The organism is Streptomyces sp. NPDC005070 (assembly GCF_053600395.1).
Genome location: NZ_JBSFZS010000138.1, coordinates 1 through 17,873 on the forward strand (window position 1 = coordinate 1; position 17,873 = coordinate 17,873).

Annotated in this window: 11 protein-coding genes and 3 pseudogenes; 3 read left to right on the forward strand and 11 right to left on the reverse strand. The window is 69.5% G+C overall.

Translation table 11 applies throughout. The features are described 5' to 3' along the window. Positions 1-378 precede the first annotated feature (378 nt). On the forward strand, positions 379-567 hold the full coding sequence (locus ACWEBX_RS31740; RefSeq protein WP_451888225.1) for a hypothetical protein: 189 nt from the start codon (positions 379-381) through the stop codon (positions 565-567). A gap of 383 nt (positions 568-950) precedes the next feature. On the opposite strand, the gene ACWEBX_RS31745 is transcribed toward ACWEBX_RS31740, so the two are convergent. From ACWEBX_RS31745 to ACWEBX_RS31755, 3 genes and pseudogenes are all read right to left on the reverse strand, one after another. Continuing rightward, positions 951-1,154, reverse strand: coding sequence for a hypothetical protein (locus ACWEBX_RS31745; RefSeq protein ID WP_451888226.1), 204 nt, complete (start codon positions 1,152-1,154; stop codon positions 951-953). A gap of 272 nt (positions 1,155-1,426) precedes the next feature. Beyond that, positions 1,427-1,671 (reverse strand): annotated as a pseudogene (locus ACWEBX_RS31750) (cytidine deaminase); the annotation flags it as partial. 120 nt (positions 1,672-1,791) lie between these two features. After that, on the reverse strand, positions 1,792-3,552 hold the full coding sequence (locus tag ACWEBX_RS31755; RefSeq protein ID WP_451888227.1) for a S8 family peptidase: 1,761 nt from the start codon (positions 3,550-3,552) through the stop codon (positions 1,792-1,794). Between the two features lie 855 nt (positions 3,553-4,407). On the opposite strand from ACWEBX_RS31755, the gene ACWEBX_RS31760 reads away from it, so the two are divergent. Next, positions 4,408-5,193, forward strand: coding sequence for a DUF5995 family protein (locus tag ACWEBX_RS31760; RefSeq protein WP_451888228.1), 786 nt, complete (start codon positions 4,408-4,410; stop codon positions 5,191-5,193). 184 nt (positions 5,194-5,377) lie between these two features. Here ACWEBX_RS31760 and ACWEBX_RS31765 read toward each other — a convergent pair whose 3' ends face one another. From ACWEBX_RS31765 to ACWEBX_RS31775, 3 genes are all read right to left on the reverse strand, one after another. Beyond that, complete coding sequence (locus ACWEBX_RS31765) at positions 5,378-6,937, reverse strand: mucoidy inhibitor MuiA family protein (protein WP_451888229.1); 1,560 nt, start codon at positions 6,935-6,937, stop codon at positions 5,378-5,380. 8 nt (positions 6,938-6,945) lie between these two features. After that, positions 6,946-9,090 carry a DUF4139 domain-containing protein gene (locus tag ACWEBX_RS31770; protein ID WP_451888230.1) on the reverse strand — a complete coding sequence of 715 codons (2,145 nt, stop codon included), beginning with the start codon at positions 9,088-9,090 and terminating at the stop codon, positions 6,946-6,948. Positions 9,091-9,390: 300 nt separating this feature from the next. Beyond that, positions 9,391-9,789 (reverse strand): hypothetical protein, encoded by a 399-nt coding sequence (locus ACWEBX_RS31775; RefSeq protein WP_451888231.1) that lies wholly within the window; start codon positions 9,787-9,789, stop codon positions 9,391-9,393. Between the two features lie 518 nt (positions 9,790-10,307). Here ACWEBX_RS31775 and ACWEBX_RS31780 point away from each other — a divergent pair. Continuing rightward, the gene (locus tag ACWEBX_RS31780; protein ID WP_451888232.1) at positions 10,308-13,841 is read left to right on the forward strand and encodes a ricin-type beta-trefoil lectin domain protein; all 3,534 of its coding nucleotides are present in this window, start codon (positions 10,308-10,310) and stop codon (positions 13,839-13,841) included. Between the two features lie 389 nt (positions 13,842-14,230). On the opposite strand, the gene ACWEBX_RS31785 is transcribed toward ACWEBX_RS31780, so the two are convergent. From ACWEBX_RS31785 to ACWEBX_RS31805, 5 genes and pseudogenes are all read right to left on the reverse strand, one after another. Then, the gene (locus tag ACWEBX_RS31785; RefSeq protein ID WP_451888233.1) at positions 14,231-14,959 is read right to left on the reverse strand and encodes an SDR family oxidoreductase; all 729 of its coding nucleotides are present in this window, start codon (positions 14,957-14,959) and stop codon (positions 14,231-14,233) included. 331 nt (positions 14,960-15,290) lie between these two features. Beyond that, positions 15,291-15,470 (reverse strand): annotated as a pseudogene (locus ACWEBX_RS31790) (SOS response-associated peptidase); the annotation flags it as partial. 180 nt (positions 15,471-15,650) lie between these two features. Beyond that, a pseudogene (locus tag ACWEBX_RS31795) lies at positions 15,651-15,839 on the reverse strand (IS110 family transposase); the annotation flags it as partial. 182 nt (positions 15,840-16,021) lie between these two features. Continuing rightward, a complete protein-coding gene (locus ACWEBX_RS31800; protein ID WP_451888235.1) occupies positions 16,022-17,203 on the reverse strand; it encodes a PP2C family protein-serine/threonine phosphatase in 1,182 nt (393 codons plus the stop codon). Between the two features lie 111 nt (positions 17,204-17,314). Further along, a complete protein-coding gene (locus ACWEBX_RS31805) occupies positions 17,315-17,767 on the reverse strand; it encodes a transposase (RefSeq protein WP_451888234.1) in 453 nt (150 codons plus the stop codon). Positions 17,768-17,873 lie beyond the last annotated feature (106 nt).

Here is a 17,873-nt window from a genome sequence, read left to right on the forward strand (position 1 = left end):
ACCGGTGCTCCAGGTCGCCGAGAAAAGCCACGCCTGTCAAGACCGCGTATGGCGACTGACACCAGCGGCTGACACCAACAAGCGCGAACAGCAGCAGTAGACGCCGGACCGCAATGGACGATCGCCTCAGGCGCAGGACTGGTTGGTCGACGTCGACGGTCCCCCAGGATCGACCTGATAAGGATGAGGCCAGACCTCAAAGCCTCTATCTCACACGGGCGCCGTCCTCACTGTTGGCCGGCGCCCGTCACCTTGACCCACTAGTCAAAACTCCACCGACCGGCCGTGATCACTCGCGCCAAAGCAGCTCCCGGCCAGAGCCGTTCCGCCGATCTCCGGTGATGCGTTACTGTGCGCCCACACGAGGGGGAGGCCGCGATGGGCGACTACGCCGTGCACGCGCACAAGGCCCAGGAGTTGATCGCTGGGTTGAAGGTGGAGGAGCAACTGAATCGCCGCGTCCGTGGCCTGCTGAACGAGCACATAATCGCGATCGCTCAGGTCGAGGCGCCACTGGCGCTCGCTGCTGCAATCAACGCTGGAAACGAGGTCGCCGACAAGGCGTGACCCGGGGCCGCCCAAAGCCCGTGACGCCGCAAGGTTGAGCGGCTGATCGAGATCTCTCCCTGGATCTCCCGACGCAGCTCGTCAGTCCAGCCCTGCTCATGGTCAGCACGTCGCAACGGAGCTTTGAGGATGCCCACGGCCTTGCCGAGAGTCTCTGACAGATCCATGGCTCACCAATCTTGAGCATTCCGAACCGTGAACCATCGTGCGTTGTCGGTGTTCCGGTGACATCCAACGCTGACATCAACGACCACGGACAACAGCGACATTGAGCGGCTGTAGAGGGCACCTCTGAGCGCAGCTGGACCCGGCCAAGGTCCAGTTGGAGCGAACTACTGAAGCGGTGATCGACGGCAGTTGCATGTCCTACCGGCACGCGCCAATCAGGAGTAGAAGCCCCGGCCGTACTCCTCGGGCGCGACGGTGAAGTCGTCCGGACGATCACGGCGCAGTTCCTCATTCCGTGCCGCGAACACGTCGATGGCTTCATAAATCGTGCAGCCCAGCGCTTCGCGGATTGCCGTGATCGCAAACATGATCCGGTGATCGAGGATGTCGCGCTCTACGCTCGCCGGCAGTGTGGTCACGGCTCCTGCGAAGTCGCTGTACAGCAGCGGAGTACAGCAACCGCACAGATCGCAGTCAACCGAGTAAGACCCCTGCCACCCGTGCTGAACAGCCAATTACCCCTCAGTGACCATCCTGCCCAGAGTTTGCATCGAGGGGCAGGGAGTCTGCAGGACCTGGAGCGGCGGCGAACCGAGCTGGAAGGGGCGCCGTTCGCGAGCGTCGGCAGAGCGTGGGTGAATGGCCGCTGGTGCCGCATCAGGCAACGTTCGCCCTGTAACTGCCTGGTGCGTCAGCTCGTGCCGAGTGGTGCGCCCTCATCAACGTGGAGCTGGTGGTCCGCCCAGATGTAGCTTCGGGAAGCATGTTGGTGAAGGACACCATCCGGGGGTCGTCGTTTGTCCCGACGATGACCTTGAGTGCTGGGAAGTAGCCAAGAAGGACTCGGCGGCAGCGGCCACATGGGGGCACGACGCCTCGGTCGCGGTCACCCACGGCGACGATGGCGTCCAGGTCGCAGGCGCCCTGGGTGGCAGCGGTGATCTCACGGGCCTGCACCCGCTCTGCAATTCGGACAGGTGACGGCCACGCGCCGCCCGGCACAGCACCGGGACGGCGCGTCACATCACAACAGGGCAGATGTTGCTTGATACGGCACTAGAAGGTCAGGTTCCAGGCGTCGATCTTGCCTGTGTCGGAGGCAGCGTTGTCGTTGACGCGCAGCTTCCAAGTGCCGTTCGCGACCTCCGAGGAGGCGTTCACGGTGTAGGTCTGGGCGATGTTGTCGGTGCTGCCGCCGGCGTGGTTGTGCAGCGTGTAGACGGTGCCGTCCGGCGCCACCAGGTCGACCTTCAGGTCACCGATGTAGGTGTGCTTGATGTCCACACCCACCTTGAGCGTGACCGGGGCGTTGCCGGTCACACCGGTTACGGCGATCGGGCTCTCCACGGTCGCGTTGTCGTTGATGGCGAAGTCCGCGAGGTTCTCGAAGTACTTGCCGGGCGGCGGGGTGGTCCCGACGGCCTTGAGGGCGTCGACCTGTCCTTCGCCGAAGAACGAGTTGTTGGCCGTCGTGCCCGTGCAGCGGCTGTCCGAGGGGCAGGCGATGTCGTTGGCCTGGGCGGCCAGCTTGACGCGGATCTCCGCCGGGGTGATGCCCGGGTTGGCGCTGGCGATGAGTGCTGCCACGCCGACCACGTGCGGGGTGGCCATCGAGGTGCCGCTCTTGCTGCCGTAGCCGCCGCCGGGGACGGTGGAGTACACGTTGCTGCCCGGCGCCGCGACGTCGATGACGCCCTGCCCGTAGTTGGAGAACGAGGCCTTGGTGACGCCCGTGCCGTTGGCCGCGACCGTGACCACGCCCGGCAGTTCGGTCGGTATGTCGAGGCAGGCGTTGGTGATGGTGCGGGTGACCGGCGTCGAGTCGTTCGGGCTCGCGGAGTCGGTCGTCTTGTGGGCGAGGTCGTAGTTCTCGTTGCCCGCGGCGGCGATCTGGAGGGAGCCCTTGCCCTCGGCGTACTCCTGGGCGCGCTTTACGCCCTCGATGATGGCGGCCTGGTCGATGTTGTCCGGGCAGTTGAACTGCCACGGGTCGGTGTAATAGCTGTTGTTGGTGACCTTGAAGCCGTGGTCACCGGCCCAGACGAAGCCGCAGATGGTGTTCTCGGCGAAGAAGAAGGAATTGCCCGGCTCGGCGACCCGGACCGCGGCGATCTTCACCCCGGGGGCCACGCCGACGACGCCCTTGCCGTTCTTGGCCGCGGCGATGGTGCCCGCTACGTGGGTGCCGTGCGTGTCGACGTCCCGCCAGGCGCCGGCACGGGTGTCGGGCTTGCCGTAGGCGCAGGAGACCGAGTCGGCCGCGTCGAAGTTGGGCGCCAGGTCCTGGTGCTGGTCGTCCACGCCGGTGTCCAGGATGCCGACCGTGACGGAGGCGGAGCCTGGGTTCACGGCCCAGGCCTGGTCGGCCTTGATCTGGCTCATGTCGGCCCGGACCGGTTCTCCGGCCGGGGTCGAGGCCTGGGCCGGATTGGCCGGGAGCGCCGGGTTGTAGGCGTCGGCCGGGACGTCCGAGGTGCGGGTGGCGCCGACCTGCTGCACGCCGGTGACGCCGCGCATGGTGGCGGCGAATCCGCTGGACGCCGAGTGGGCGACGATCACGCCGATGGCGTCAAAGTTCGAGAAGACGGTGCCGCCGTTGGCCGCGATCGCGGAGCGGACCGCCGAACTGTCACCGGGGGCGGTGATCACGAGGTAGGCACGCGTGCCGGCCACCCAGGCCGCACTGCGGGAAGCCGGCACAGCGGCAGGAGCGTGGGCCTTGGCGGCCGTCGCGGTGGAGGGGACGACGGGGAGCGTGCCCGCGAGGGCGCCCGGGGCGCCGAACGCGAGGGCGGCGCCGAGCGTGGCCGCCAGCACCAGCGTGCGTCTGGGTCGGCTCGATATGTGGGGTATCAATGCGTCCTCCAAGGACGGCCCGGCCGTGCTGAGAGCATCGGCCGGGCCGTACGAAACAAGTGGTGGATGCAAGATGTCAGGCGCGTGCTCCTGTACGGAAGTACCTTTCCGTACAGGGACGTTATAGGGGAATGGCTGAAAAGAGACGCAATCCGGGCCTCGGGGGTCGGGAGCCACCGGGAGCTCGGCGACGTCGACCGCGTCCTGGCGTACGCCGTCGGCCTGGTGCCGGCCGGGCGGCCCGCACCAGAGCGCCGGAACCGCGCGGCGACCGACACCGCCCGCGCCTTGGTGGCCGTCGGCGGCGTGCCGGCCACGTCCGTCCAGCTGCAACCCGTGGATCGGACCGCGCCGCAGCCTCGTCTGCTGACCACGTCTCAACAGACCCGAATCGTGAGGGTTCAAAGGGGAGCGGTTCGGCGTCCAGTGACTCCGTATCCCAGGGCCCACCGCCCGGGGACGGTCTCGCGGATCGCCTCCAGGACGGCCCTGTCCAGCCCCGGACGTGCAGCCAACTGTGGGCGCCCAAGGCGTCTTGGCGTAGCAACTGCCCGGGACGGAGAACCAACGCACTGGAAAATCCTCCGGCCATGTGCCGCCGCCCAGAACCGGCCGACCGCCGAGTCGTCAAGTGCCTTGATGTTCAGGACAGATCGCAGTGTCATGCCCGCGATGCTCTGCACGGGCTCCGCGATCGGGAGGCCTGTAGGGCCGGGTCCCGCCCCGGTGCGCGGGGGTAGGACGGCGCTGTGGACGGCACGGTGCGCCGCAGCCAGACTGCGGGCCGCACGAGGTTGCCACGAGGGGGAGTTGAGCATGAAGGCAGAGAACATCGACGATGTCGTGGACAGGCTTGCCGGGATCGTACGGGAGGCCGGCCGCGCCGGTGACCGGGTCGGGTACTTCGCGGCGCTGTACCGACAGGTGACCGTGGAAGTCCGCACGGCCATTCACGGTGGGCTGTTCGACGACGGTGCGCGAATGGACCGGTTCGACACACTCTTCGGCAACCGCTACTTCGACGCGTACGACGCCTGGCGCCGTGACCGGAGCGGGCCGCGTTGCTGGCGCGAGGCGTTCGGGCTGCTCGACGACACCGACACCGTCATCGTCCAGCACCTGATTCTCGGCGTGAACGCGCACATCAACCTCGACCTGGCCGTCGCCGCCGCGCGGACCAGCCCGGGCGAGGACATCCACGAGCTGCGGCACGACTTTCTGCTGATCAACGACATCCTTGCCAGGGTGGTCCTGGCGGTGCAGGACTCGGTCGGCGCACTGTCTCCCCTCATGTCGCTGCTGGATCGGGTAGGGGGCCGCACCGACGAGCGGATCCTGGACTTCAGTGTCCGTCAGTCCCGCGAGGAGGCATGGCACAACGCCGTGCTGCTCGCCGGTCAGAACGAAGAGGAGCGCGAGGCCACCATCGAGCGGCTCGAGATCAGGGCCGCCGTGCTCGCACGGTTGACGACGCGGCCGGGCGGTCTGGTCCGTCCGGCCCTGCAACTGATCCGGAGCACCGAAAGTGATGACGTGTCGGCCGTGATCACTCACCTGGACAACGCCGTCAAGCGACCCTCCGCCGAGCCGCGGAAGGTATGAGGCCCGGCGGCTCGACCGACGGCCGGGCCCGGAGACCTGCAGGCGATGCCTGCTGTTGGGCAGGATCGCTCGCGGCGAGCGCACCGCGGTGCGTCTGGCGTGCTCGTGGCGCGCATTCATCCTGTGCTGCCGAAGAGTGGTGTTGACTCCGGGCAGAGCCCCATCGAGGAATCACCGTCAGGGTTCAGAGCCCGGTCACCTTGGCGTTGGCCGTCAGCTCGTAGACCAGGGTGACCGTGCGCCGGCCGCCGGGTGGGACCGAGAGGTTCCAGCGGGCGATGCCGTCCGAGTCGAGCGTGTCCGGGGCGGGGCAGCAGTCCTCTTCGCGCAGGCGTGTCTGCACCGCCGAGATCTCGGAGACCGGGATCCGTTCGCGGAGGACGATCACGCGTTCGCCGTGTTCCTCGGGGGTGGAGAAGCGCGACAGGTGAAGGCGGACGGTGCGGGTGAGCACGGTGCGTTGAGTGATCGCGGAGGTGTCACGGGTCTCTTCGGTGTGCCGGGTGACCCGGTGGTCGTCGCGGCTGCCATAAGCGAGCTCGACGGGGGCGCCGGGAGCGGTGAAGTCCAGGGTGCCGCGGCCGCTGAACTGGTTGCCGAGGACGAGCTCGACGGGGCCGGCGAGCAGGGCGTGGCCGGACAGGTTGTCGAACCGCACCACTTGGGTCACCAGCGGGGACAGTTCGGGGGCGCAGGCGTACTCGCTGCTCGCGGTCGTGGTGAAGGCGGACAGCAGCACGCGGTGGGAGCGACCGTCCGAGGGCACCGTGACCGGTGCGGGGGCATGCAGTACCCGTACCTCGCCGCCGTCGTCCACTCCCGGCAGGCCGAGCACGGGGGCCGGGCCGAGGTCTGCGATGTCCTCCTCGCGCAGCTCGACGTCGACGGTCTTGCGCTCCAGCGAGGTGCGGTCCTGGAGCGTGAGCCGGTCCTCGCTCAGCCGGGGCGGATCGGTGGCCAGCGCCGAGCGGGCCGTCGACAGCGTCAACCGTACGTCCGACCAGTCCTCGCCGGTGCGCTGCCAGACGGTCGCCTCGGTCTCCAGCGTGAGGCGTTCCCCATCGAGTACGGCGCGGTAGGCGGGCCGCCACAACGCACATGCGATGAGGTGGCTCAGGCACAGCTCGGCAGGCCCGGCGGCCGTGGCTTCCACGGTCAGCTCGATGTGGCCGGTCAGTTCTGCGGGCTTCTCCTCGGCCTGGGTCAAGGCTCGCTGGGCTGTGGCGAGTTCGGTGCCGAGGGATTCCAGGCGGGCTTCCACGGCCCGTAGTTGCTCGCCGTACGAGCCGCGCTCATCGTCCACACGGTCCAGTTCGCGGGTCCAGCGTGCCGCGTCGGCCTCTCCGTAGCCGGCGCCTTCGCCGACCTCCCGGAGCAGATCGGCGGCGAGACGACCGAGTGTGTCGAGACGGGCCTGGATCCGGTCGTACTGCCGCCTCAGGGCGACCAGGTCCTCCTCGAGAGCGTGCACCCGGTGCCGCAGGGCGGAGTCGTCGTCGCCGGGCCGGGGCCCGCGCGGCGTCCAGCCACGGACGATCCGCACGTCGAGGACGGTCGCCGGGTGCTCGGCTGTCAGCTCGGCGTGCAGCGTACGGTCGACGGCCAGTGCGCTGACGGGCCCCAGACGCAGCCGTTGCACTCCGGCCTCGAGGTCGAGCACGGCGGTGCGCTCGACGTGGGCGCGGTCCTCCAGGCAGGTGACGGCGGTGACGGGGAGAGGGATCGGCTCCGGTGCCGTGGACATGGGGTGCGTCAGCTCCTGCGGTTGCCGCCGGCCAGGGCCTTGGCGGACGGGATACGGATCTCGTAGCCGCCGTCGAGGGCGGTGGTGGCTCCGGCGGACAGGTCCACGCGCCAGACGCGTGTCCCAGGGGCGTGATGGTCCCCTTCCGCGTCGTCCGGGGGCGTGGTCCAGTCGGCCCGTTCCTCGATCCGGACGTCCGTGTCGGAGGCGACCGGGACCCGCTCGAGGACCTCGACGGTGACGGGTCCGGCAAGCCGGCTGGCCAGCTCCACATGGACACGGTGATCGAGCACCGTGGTCGTGCCGCGCAGCCCCGAGGTCGACTCGTGCAGGTTCGTGCGACGGGTGACCCGGATGCCCTCCGCAGGGCCGAGCCCCACCCGGCAGACGCCGCCAGGGGCGAGCGTGGGCAGTGCGGCGGTCAGCAGGAAGTCGTCTCCGGCGGTGACCTCCACCGGTCCGGCCAGCAGTGCCTGGTCGGTGGAGTTGTCGAGCGCCAGCGTCGCATACACGGTCTGCTCCACGGACGGCACGCAGCGGTACTCGGTGCGCAGTCCGACCGGGATCTCTCCGATGCTGACGGTGTGCCAGGTGCCGTCCGAGGGTACGTCCGCGCGGGCGAGGGCGTCGAAGCGGTGGTCGAAGGAACCAGCCGACTCGCGGGGCCGCACGGCGTGCCCGGGCAGCGGCAGCGATGCCACCGCTTCGGCGCGGCGACGGTACTCGGCCGCCACCGGGTCGAAGGCGGAGTCGGCGAACAGCCGGCCCCGGCGCTCGTCCTGCTCCTCTGGGCCACTCAGGACGAGGGCGGTGTAGTCGAGTTCAGCGCCGCTCGGCTGCGGCAGACCGGACGCCGGCGCCGCGGCTTCCGGCGGCGGTGTGGGCCAGGCAGGGGCCCCGGGTGCCGACGGCGCGGCCTGGCGGCCAGAGGCCGCGGGTGGCATGGCTGCGGAGGGCGGAAGCGAGCGGCCGCCGCCACGCGGCCTGCCGCCCGGTCGGGACGGGACCGCCTGCGCGAAGTCACCCAGGCCGGCGTCGAACACCTCTGCGTATGCGCTGCCGGGCGCGGGCGCGGACGGTGGTGCTCCGTAACCCTGAGGTGCCGGCAATGCCGCGGTCAGCGGCTGGCCGTAGCCCTGCAGCGATGGCGGTGACGGCGGAACGGGAGCGGACGCAAAGCCGCCCGCCGCGACTATGGTGCCGCCCCCGACAGTGAAGGAAGCGCTGGTCGTGACGGGCCGGGGGCTCGCTCCGTCGTACCCGGCGAAGAGGTCGGCCAGGCCCGTCGGCGGCTCGCGCCAGCCGGAGGGCGTCGGGGAGGGCTGACGGCGCCCGATCCGCAGGGAGCGCAGCCTGGGCAGGTCGGTACGGCGCCGCAGGTCGGCGGTTGCCAGGGCGATACGTACGCCGGTCCAGTCCTCGCCGGTGCGCTGGGCGATGGAGGCGCGGAGCACCAGACGGCCACTGCTGTCTCCCTGACGGTGGGTGAGACGGTAGGCCGGTACCCAGACCGCGCCCGGCACCGCGTACTCCAGCTCCACTTCCGCGTCACCGGTGCCGTCGAAGGTCACCACCGCCGAGACCGTGGTCTCCACGTGCGCGGGCGCAGCGTCGGTGGAGGCGCGGGCGAACCGGTCGACGGCGGCATGGAGCGCGTGCTCGACGTCGGCCCGCTCCTTCTCCAGGTCGGCGAGACGGGTGTGCAGCCTGGTCAGCCGCTCGTCGACGAACGCGGCGAGCTCGAGCCACGCGTCGACCGGGGTGCGGCGGTGCGGGTCGTCGCGCCTGCGGACCGGCGGGACCGGGTGCAGCGACCTGACCTCGCCGATCAGCGTCAGCTGCCGGTCGTGTCGCTCCTGCGCCGCCGCGTACTCCTCCCGCAGCCGCTCGACCTCGCGTTGCAACGCGTCGGGCACGGCGGCGCCGAGCGGCTCGGCCTCGATCTCCACCCGTGCCTCGACGACGCGTACCCCGGGGGCACCCGTGATGCGAGCCCGCAAGGACCCCGCGTCCAGCGAGCGAGGCAGTCCCGTCACCCGCACGCGCCCGCCCGGCGGCACGCTGCCCCGCGCCAGGCGGCGGCAGATCGCGCCCTGCGCGTACACCACGACCGAATCGAGGGCCGAACCCCACCTGTGTGCCGTCTCAGCCACCTTGTGCTCCGTCCCCCGCCGTGTCCGTGCTGAGCGAAGCCTACGTCCAGGCGGTCGGTGCTTCCCGAGGATTTTTGATCCGGAGAACCCGGCACTTCGCCCACCGGGGGCTCCCACGAGTCGCCGCTCCACTGGGACCAGGCGTAGCTGGAAGCACTGATGAGACGTCAGCCCCGTTGGCTCAGAGGGCCATTGCGGCACGTGCGGCCGCAGCCGCCGAACACTGAGACAACCGGTGCGTCCCGAACCGCAGGTGCAGGAGCTTGTTCGGGGCGAGCGGGACGGCTGAGCAGGGTTCGGTCAGGCGCCGACGTGTTCGGTGAGGCAGAGGTACTTCGGGGGTTCTTGGTCGTCGACGCTGCTGTAGTCCAGGACGGCGGGGTCGGTCAGGCGGGTTCCGGGGTACAGCGGCTGTGCAGTCCTGCTCGGTGTCGTAGAGGACGATCGGGCCTTCAGCGCATCCCGGGTGCCGGAGGGGTTCGCCAGGTACGCCGCTCCCCCGGGTTCTTCCAGGAATTCCGTGACCCAAGCGTCGTAGCGCCGCGACGGTCGCACACCCGTCCGCTGCCGACTGGACATCCGCCTGTCCAGCGTGCCGGGCTGGCCGTGTCCGGCGTACCGGGTGCCGGACTCCATGACCGTCTGCCCGGCGGGAGCCACGATCAGTCCGAGCCATTCATGCAGCAACGAAGGCAGCACCGCGGGCTCCGGCCGACCGGTCACACTCCGGCCACGTCCGGTCGACTGTGATGACCCGCCGTCACCAGTCGGCAGATGCACGCACTGTGACTCCCCTCGAAGTTGGTGGCGTCGCGGCCACATCACCTGAGCCGGCTGTCGGCTGCGGTGTGCCGCCTTGCCATGTGCGGTGTGCTGCTGCTCCTGCCAGGGTGCGACAGTGCCGGGACGGGTGGCCGGAACCCCGGGGGCGTGAGCGAGGACACGTTCCTGCAGTGGCGAACCGTCTGGCAGCGTGGCCCCGGGTCCCGGCGGGAAGCGTTGCCGGGACCGGCAACCGGCCGTGCGTGCACACACGTCGTGTCACGCGGGCGCGCGGTGCGCCGTGGCGTGCCGTCCGACGTACGGGGGAACACGTGAGGGCCTCGAGCCGCTCCTTATCCTTGTCCACATCCAGGCCCACAGGTACCGGTCCGTCCGGAGGCACAGGTACATCGACGTCAGCGTCGTCTGCGTACACGTCCCTGCTCGCCGTCCTGGTGACCGTGATCGCGGCGGCGGCGCTGGTGGTCCTGCCGACGGCGCCCGCGCAGGCGGCGCCGCTGAACAACACGCCGCTGATCACTTACAACATGCTCGGTGCCAGCAGCGGGCAGGACAGCAAGTGGACCACAACGATCGGCAACTACATCCAGGCCGCCGAGATCGTCACGCTCCAGGAGGCGGGCCCGACCCCGCCGGGCGTCCCGGTGAACAACATCACCGTCCCGGGCTTGCCACCGGTCGGCCGGGCGGGCTTCATCCAGCACCACCGCTGGCAACTCGGGCACGTCGACAACCGCCGCTCCTACGAGATCTACTTCCTGCAGACCGACCGCTGGGGCGGCCGTTACGTGGGCGGCCGCAATAACGTTGCCGTGGTCACCCAGCGCGTGCCGGACGAGGTGACGGCCGTACCCAGCCCGGTGGTGGGGGCGGGCGGACGGGCCGCGCTCGGCGTGCGCTTCGGCGACGACTGGTACTTCACCTTCCACGGCCGGCCCACCAGCGACCGGGAGCCGGACAACGAGTCGGAGCAGATGCTCAACAACATCGCGTCCTTTGTGAACCGGGTACCGGGCCGGACGTGGACGGTCGGGGCCGACTTCAACAACGAGCCGGGCCGTTTCCCCGTCCCCGTCGGTGCCCAGATGTACAGCACCGGCCTGCCCACCCACGACCAGCACCGCGAGCTGGACTACGTGGTCTCCTCCACCCGCAATCCGGACCCGAACGTACAGCGGCTCAACGGCGCCTCGTCCGACCACTACGCCGTCGCCGTCGGCGGACTGCGTGGGTCGGCGGAACCGCACTCCCTGTTCACCAGCCCGCGCTCCATCGAGAACATGCAGAACGGCGGGGTGCTGACGACCGCGAACGGCGGCTCGCGGGACGGTGAATCCGTCACCACCGCCGACCGCAGCGGAGAGCCCGGCCAGCTCTGGGACCTGGAGTACGACGGCACTCAGACGGCGCGCGTCCGGCTCGCCGGGGGCCGGTGCCTCAACGCGGAGCCGGACAGCCCGGGCCATTACATGCCCGTGCTGCGCGACTGCTCCGCGTACTACGGCCAGCGCTGGCGGCTGCTGTCGTTCGGCAACGAGCAGTACCAGCTCCGCAGTGCCGCCCTCGGCCTGTGCCTGGACGTCGGCACGTCGCACAGCCCGCAGGACACCTCCCGCTTCCAGCTCGGCCCGTGCCAGAACCTGGACAGCCAGCACTGGTACCTCGCGCCCCCGGCCGACTCCAACCCCGACGTCAACTTCTCCACCGGCGACCTGCCCGTGGCCCATCCCGGGTCCTTCGGACTGGAGAACGTCCTGACCGGCCGGATGATGGCCGCCGAGCCGCGCGCACTGCCCGGCACGCACGTACGCGCCTACCTGCACCGCAACCAGCCCCAACCCAACCAGGAGGAGTGGGTTCCGCAGTGGACCAGCAGCACGGAGCTGCGGATGCGGGACCCGCTGGCCGACCGCTGCGCCGAGATGGTCCCGTTCGAGTCGCAGCAAGGCCTCGCCGCCGTCGACACGCAGCCCTGCAACGGCTCCCTCGCCCAGACGTGGGTCGTGGACCCGGTCGGTGAGGACACCTTCCGGCTGAAGAACAAAAACATCATCTTCTACAAGGTCGGCTGCCTGGACCTCGAACCGCGCAGCAGCCTCACCGGCGACATCGTCAACGCCACGGACTGCGCCTCTCCCAAGGCCTCCCAGCGCTGGTTCTTCGCCCCCTTCGACACCACCGGCGGCCCCGACGAGCACGAGGACTCGACCACCAAGCCCCCGTTGAAGGTGATGGTGGTGGGGGATTCCATGAGCGAGGGGATGGAGGGCGACTGGACCTGGCGCTACCGGCTGTGGCAGTGGTTCCAGGACCAGCACGTGCCCGTCGACTTCGTCGGCCCCTACCGCGGCACCAAGCAGCCCGACCCGACCGGCCCGCCCGCCCCGCCCCGGCTCCAGAACGAACCGCCCGAGAGCCCCTCGGCGGCGAACCCGCCCGTCTTCGGTGCGTACGACCAGGACATCGAGCCTGGCTTCGACAGCGACCACTTCGCCGTGTGGGGCCGCCAGGCCGCCCAGGACAAGGACCTGATCGGGCCGATGGTCGCGCAGTACGAACCCGATCTGATCCTCTTCGGCCTCGGCTTCAACGACATGGGCTGGTTCGTGAGCGACGCGCGCGGCACGCTGGACAGCACGAAGGCCCTTGTCGACCGGGCCCGTGCGGCGAAACCGGACGTCAAGATGGCTGTGGCGAACGTCCCGCAGCGCCTGTTCATCGACGGCCGGCAGGACCTGGTCGACAAGACCGATCAGTACAACGCCCTGCTCAAGGATGCCATCCCGACCTGGAGCACCTCCGCCTCCCCGGTGAAACTCGTCGACTGGGCAGGGGGATACGCCTGCGCACCGGCCAAGTGCTCCGCCGGGTACGACGGCCTGCACCCCAATCTCATAGGTGAGTACCAGATCGCCTACGCCTATGCCCGCACCCTCAACCGGGAGTTCGGGGTCGGACAGTCGGTCCCGGAGACCATCGCCTCGTTTCCCGACCGCCCTATCTCCCCGGTGTCGGACCTCAAGGCGGAGTCCGTCCCCAGCGGCATCAAGGTGACCTGGAACCCGGTGTTCGGCGCCCGCGGCTACACCGTCCGCTACCGGCTCGTCGGTGCGGCGGACTGGAACGAGGTGGTCGTGCCGTCCAACCGGTTCGACACCACCTGGACCGAGGACGGCTGGACCTGGGAATACCAGGTCCGCACCTACAACTACACCGACGGTGCGTCGGCATGGAAGTTGACGACCGCGACCGCGCACCCCGAGACCGCGCCCCCGCCACCGAACATCAGCACGTCGCCGAACTCGACGGGCATGGACGTGTACTGGGACACGCCGACGGGCCCGCACACGGACGGCATCGACCGCTACGAGGTCATCACCTGGGACAAGGACGTGCCGGGCGGGTACATCACCAGTACGGCGGTCACGAACAACCAGGCGCGCATCAACGGCCTCGTACCTGGCCACCACTACCTCGTCGCCGTCGCGACCTGGAACAAGGCAGGCGGCGGCATGCCCGGCGTGGCCCGGTCCGTGACCATCGGCGCGGACGTACCGCCGGTCCCGACGGACGTCACGGTCACGTCCCTAGACGCCACCACCGTCCAGCTCAACTGGAAGGGATCCCCGGAGGCGGCGGGGTACCGGGTGTGGGTGCGCAACGTGAACGCACCCGAAGGCTCGGACACGCGAGGTCCGTACATCACTGACGGCCCCGAGCACCAGATCGCCTTCCTGTTCCCGGGCAACTGGAACTTCGAGTTCTGCATCACCGCGTTCAACGGCCGGCTGGAGTCCGGCAAATCCTCCTGCGTCCACGTGCCGATCCCGCCCCCGTCGACCGGCGGAAACCCACCACCGTCCAACAGCAGCTTCAAGGCGCAGAATCCTGCCGAGGAGCGCCTGCTGGAACTCGGCCAAGCCGCCGCTGCGCAGAGGAACCCAGACGCAGCCGCACCCATCGGCTGAAGCCAGGAGTCACCTGACGTGCTCGCGGGCCAACCAGGCCCGCGAGCGAGCTGTGCTTACCGAAGGGCGGCAGGCGACATCACGACCGCTCGCGGACAACGGACACGTTCAAGCCCTGTCCACAATTTCGGTTCCGCGGCCCACCCCGGCCGCAGGTCCGGCCCGGGTCCGGGGGGTCGGTATGGGCTGGGGCAGCGTCCAGGTCACGCGGCATGTCTTCCATGTCCGCCGGCCCACGGGCCCGACAGCGCCCGTATGTGCGGTGTCCGCCATGGCCAGAGGCGGGCGGACCGTGTCGCGTCAGGCGCGTATTGGGCGGGTGCTGGTGAAGCAGGAGCACCTGTCGGCTTCCGTGTCCGGCCCAACTGGGGCTGGAGGGCGCGAGCGGTTCAGGAGAGCCAGTCGACGTAGTGGGTGGGGGCGAGGTGGGCATCCTTGTCGGTGAGAACGTCACCCTTGACGACAGCAAACATGCCGGCGGCGGGGTCGGTGACAACGGTGCGGCCGTCGCCCTTGTGGGTGAGGGTGACGCGGCCCAGCTCGTCCAGGGAGTAGACCTCGGGCCCGGCGATGTTGCGAATGCCCCCCAGCGGGGTGCCCGCGGCGACTTCGGCCACAGCCTCGGCCACGTCCTTGGAGGCGATCGGCTGGATCGGCGTGGCGGGCAGCCGGACGGTGTCGCCGTCGGCGGTCCAGGACAGGGCAGCGTCCATGAACTCCATGAACTGCGTCGCGCGGACGATCGAGTAGGGGACCGGCCCGGCCGCGAGGATGTCCTCCTGGAGCGCCTTGGCCCGGTAGTAGTCCAGCTCCGGCACCTGGTCCACGCCGACGATCGAGAGAATGACGAAGTGGCCGACGCCGCCCTTCTGGGCCGCAGCCAGGAGGTTGTCCATCGAGGTCTGGAAGAAGGCCAGGGAGGCCTCGTCGAAGGTCGGGGAGTTCGTCAGGTTGACGATGACGTCGGCCCCCGCCACCGCCTCATCCAGTCCCTGGCCGCTGATGACGTCGATTCCGGTGGACAGCGAGTGCGGCACCGCCTCGTGCCCGACGGCCTTCAGGTTCTTGACGACCTGCGACCCGATCAGTCCGGTACCGCCGATGACCGCGAACTTCATGACATGCCTTTCGTCAGGAGATGTGTCCAAAATATCGCATAACATCCTCTATTTAGACGTTTGATACGAGGCCAGGGTTCGTACATCCAGCCAATGTGTTGCTCACCTGGCGAACTCTGCGGCACCTCCCGTCAGCCTGCCCGCAGGCTGACGGGACGGCGAGCCGACGGACCAGCCGGTCGTAGCAGGCGAAGGAGTAGTCGGACAGAGGGGAGAACGCAACTCGCCGCGACCCTCGCGCACTCGGTGACAGCCTCGGCCACCGTCCGCTTGTCGTTGCCGGCCCGCCCGAGTCGCCGACGAAGCGTCCGTCCCTCGCCGGGGGCAGACGTCAGGAGACGGCTCTGTCCAGGAGTTGGGGGCCGTTGTTACGGACGTTGTTGACGGCGGTGGAGACGGGGCGGGCGTCCAGGTGGCCGTCCGCCGGCTGGCCGAGTAGGTCCCGCAGTTCATCGGGATCCTGGTGGTCGGGGTCCCGACAAGCGCCGTAATGCTCGGGGGTGAGGGCGAGCCGGCCGGTTGCGGCCAAGCGGCTGTTCTTGATCCGGCGGTGGCGGCCCAGCGTGCGTGAGGGCGGCCCCGAGCTTGCTGCGGGCGAGGTTGGCCGCCTCGGCTTGTGTGGGCGCGATCGCCAGGATCGCGCGAGCCTCTCGCGCCAGAAGCCTCTCGCGCTTGTCGGCGAACGCTTCTGTCCGCGCGAGGTCTCGATCGGGATCGGTTCGTCGGGAGTGTCGCCGTGCTCGGCGAGCAGACGGAGCAGGTCCTGGAAGCCCGCCGCGTCGTCGCTGACTCTGAGCTTGCGAGGCAGGCGAGCCTCGGGGTCGACTACCGCCACGTCATGATGGTCTTCGGCCCAGTCGATTCCGCAGGTCACCTGCATGCACCGAGTTCGGCTTGGCATTCCTCCAGGGCACGGGCCGGTTCGACGGCGTGCTGTGTTCGGGATAGATGGCGAATTCGAGGTCGCTACGCCCGGATCGACAGTCAATCCCGCAGGCGCGGTCGGAGCGTTTCAGTTGGCGGGATGCGCGACCTGTGGCGCATCCGGTGGCGGCGCGCGGGTCATAGGCGGATGACGATCAAAGCGACGTCGTCGCGGGCGCCGCTGCTGACACCGAGGTCCACGAGCAGGGCGTCGGCAAGGCTTTCGGGCTCGTGGTCCGCATGTCGGGTGAGCGCGTCGGTGAGGCGTTGCAGGCTGGCGTCGATGTCCTCGCCGCGGCGTTCGACGAGGCCGTCGGTGTAGAGCACGAAGGTGTCGCCCTGGGTGTAGGGCACGTCGGCGTGGGGGTGTGGGACGTGTTGGGGGCGGGCTCCCAGCGGAGGGTCGGTGGCCTGGTCGAGAAAGTCGAAGGTGCCGTCTGGGTGGACGAGGACGGGGGGCGGGTGGCCGGCGCTGCTGTACATGATGCGGCGAGCGCGGGTGTCGACGACGGCTTGGACGACTGTGGCGGCCAGCGCACCCTCCACGTCGCGTGCATACAGGCCCAGGACATCCAAGGCCCTTGCGGGCCGTTCGACAGCCCGGACGACGGCGGACAACGCGCTGCGGAGCATCCCCATGACCGCGGCGGCCTCCAGGCCGTGGCCGACGACGTCGCCGACCGCGACGGCGAATCTGTTATCGGGCAGGTCGACCACCTCGTACCAGTCACCGCACACGTTCAGTGAACCGGCGGCGGGCAAGTAGCGCACTGCGGTGTCCTGGTGCCGGGCCAGGTGGGGCGAGTGGAGCATGGCCTCCTGCAAGGTGAGGGCGACCCGGCGTTCGCGGGCGTGGGCTTGGCGCAGTTCCTCGTTCAGGCGCTTGAGCTCAAGCGCCCGCGCGTACAGTTCGACCTCCCTGGCTTCCACGTCGCTGAGCGCGCCGCCTTCTCGCAGGCGGGGGTGGGAGCGGATGAACGAGGTCACGTCCTCCCCCCGGTGGAGGATCCACTCCACCTGCCCGTACGGCCCGAGCACCGGGGTGTTGATCGCGGACCACCATCGCTCCTCGAACACGCCGGGCCGGTCGGCCACGGGAATGTCGTACTTCATCGGCGCCATCGTGTCCGGCTCTTTCGAGCGCAGGACCTGTTGCAGGGAGGCGTGCAGATTCCGCACGCCGTCGGCATCGGGGTCCGCCGGATTATCAGGGAAGGCATCGAAAAGGTACCTCCCGAGCAGATCCTCCCGAGTGCGGCCGGTCACCCGGCAGGCCGCCTCATTGATGTCGGCGAGCACCAGATCCGGGCCCAGCACCATGCAGGGGCTGGGAGTGACGGCGAACAGCGCTTGGTAGTCGATCGCTGGCCTTGCCACACGGTGCGGCTGTGCGTCCTCATCAGGGCTGTCCTTGTCCCTCACCCTTACGTTCTACCGTTCGGCGGCGCCCTTAGCACCTGCGGCCAGCAGTAGTCCAAGGGTGTCCACCACGATGTGCCGCTTGCGGCCGTTGACCTTCTTTCCACCGTCGAAGCCCCTGGTCGCAGCGGGCACCGAGGCGGCTGCCTTCTCCGACTGCGCGTCGACAATGCCTGCGGTCGGCTCCGGGTCGCGGCCCGCAGCCTCGCGGACCCGCTCGCGCAGACGGTCGTGGAACTCGGCGGCAAGGCCCTTGTCCCGCCAGCGCCGGAAGAACGCGTGGACGCGGTCCCACGCGGGGAAGTCTGCCGGCATCGCCCGCCAGGTGATGCCACCCGAGACCAGATACCGCACCGCGTCGACCATCTGCCGGTGGCAATAGCTCTCCGGCTGCCCGCCGCGGCCCTCCGGCCAGCCGGGCACCGGCATCGCGTCACGTACGACGGCCCACTCCGCCTCGCTCATGTCGGACGGATACCTCGGCCGCCTGTGCGGATGATCTCCGGCGTTCCCGAACCGGTGAGCGAGACAATCACACGTCAGGGCCGCCCAGTTGCACGACATCGACGCC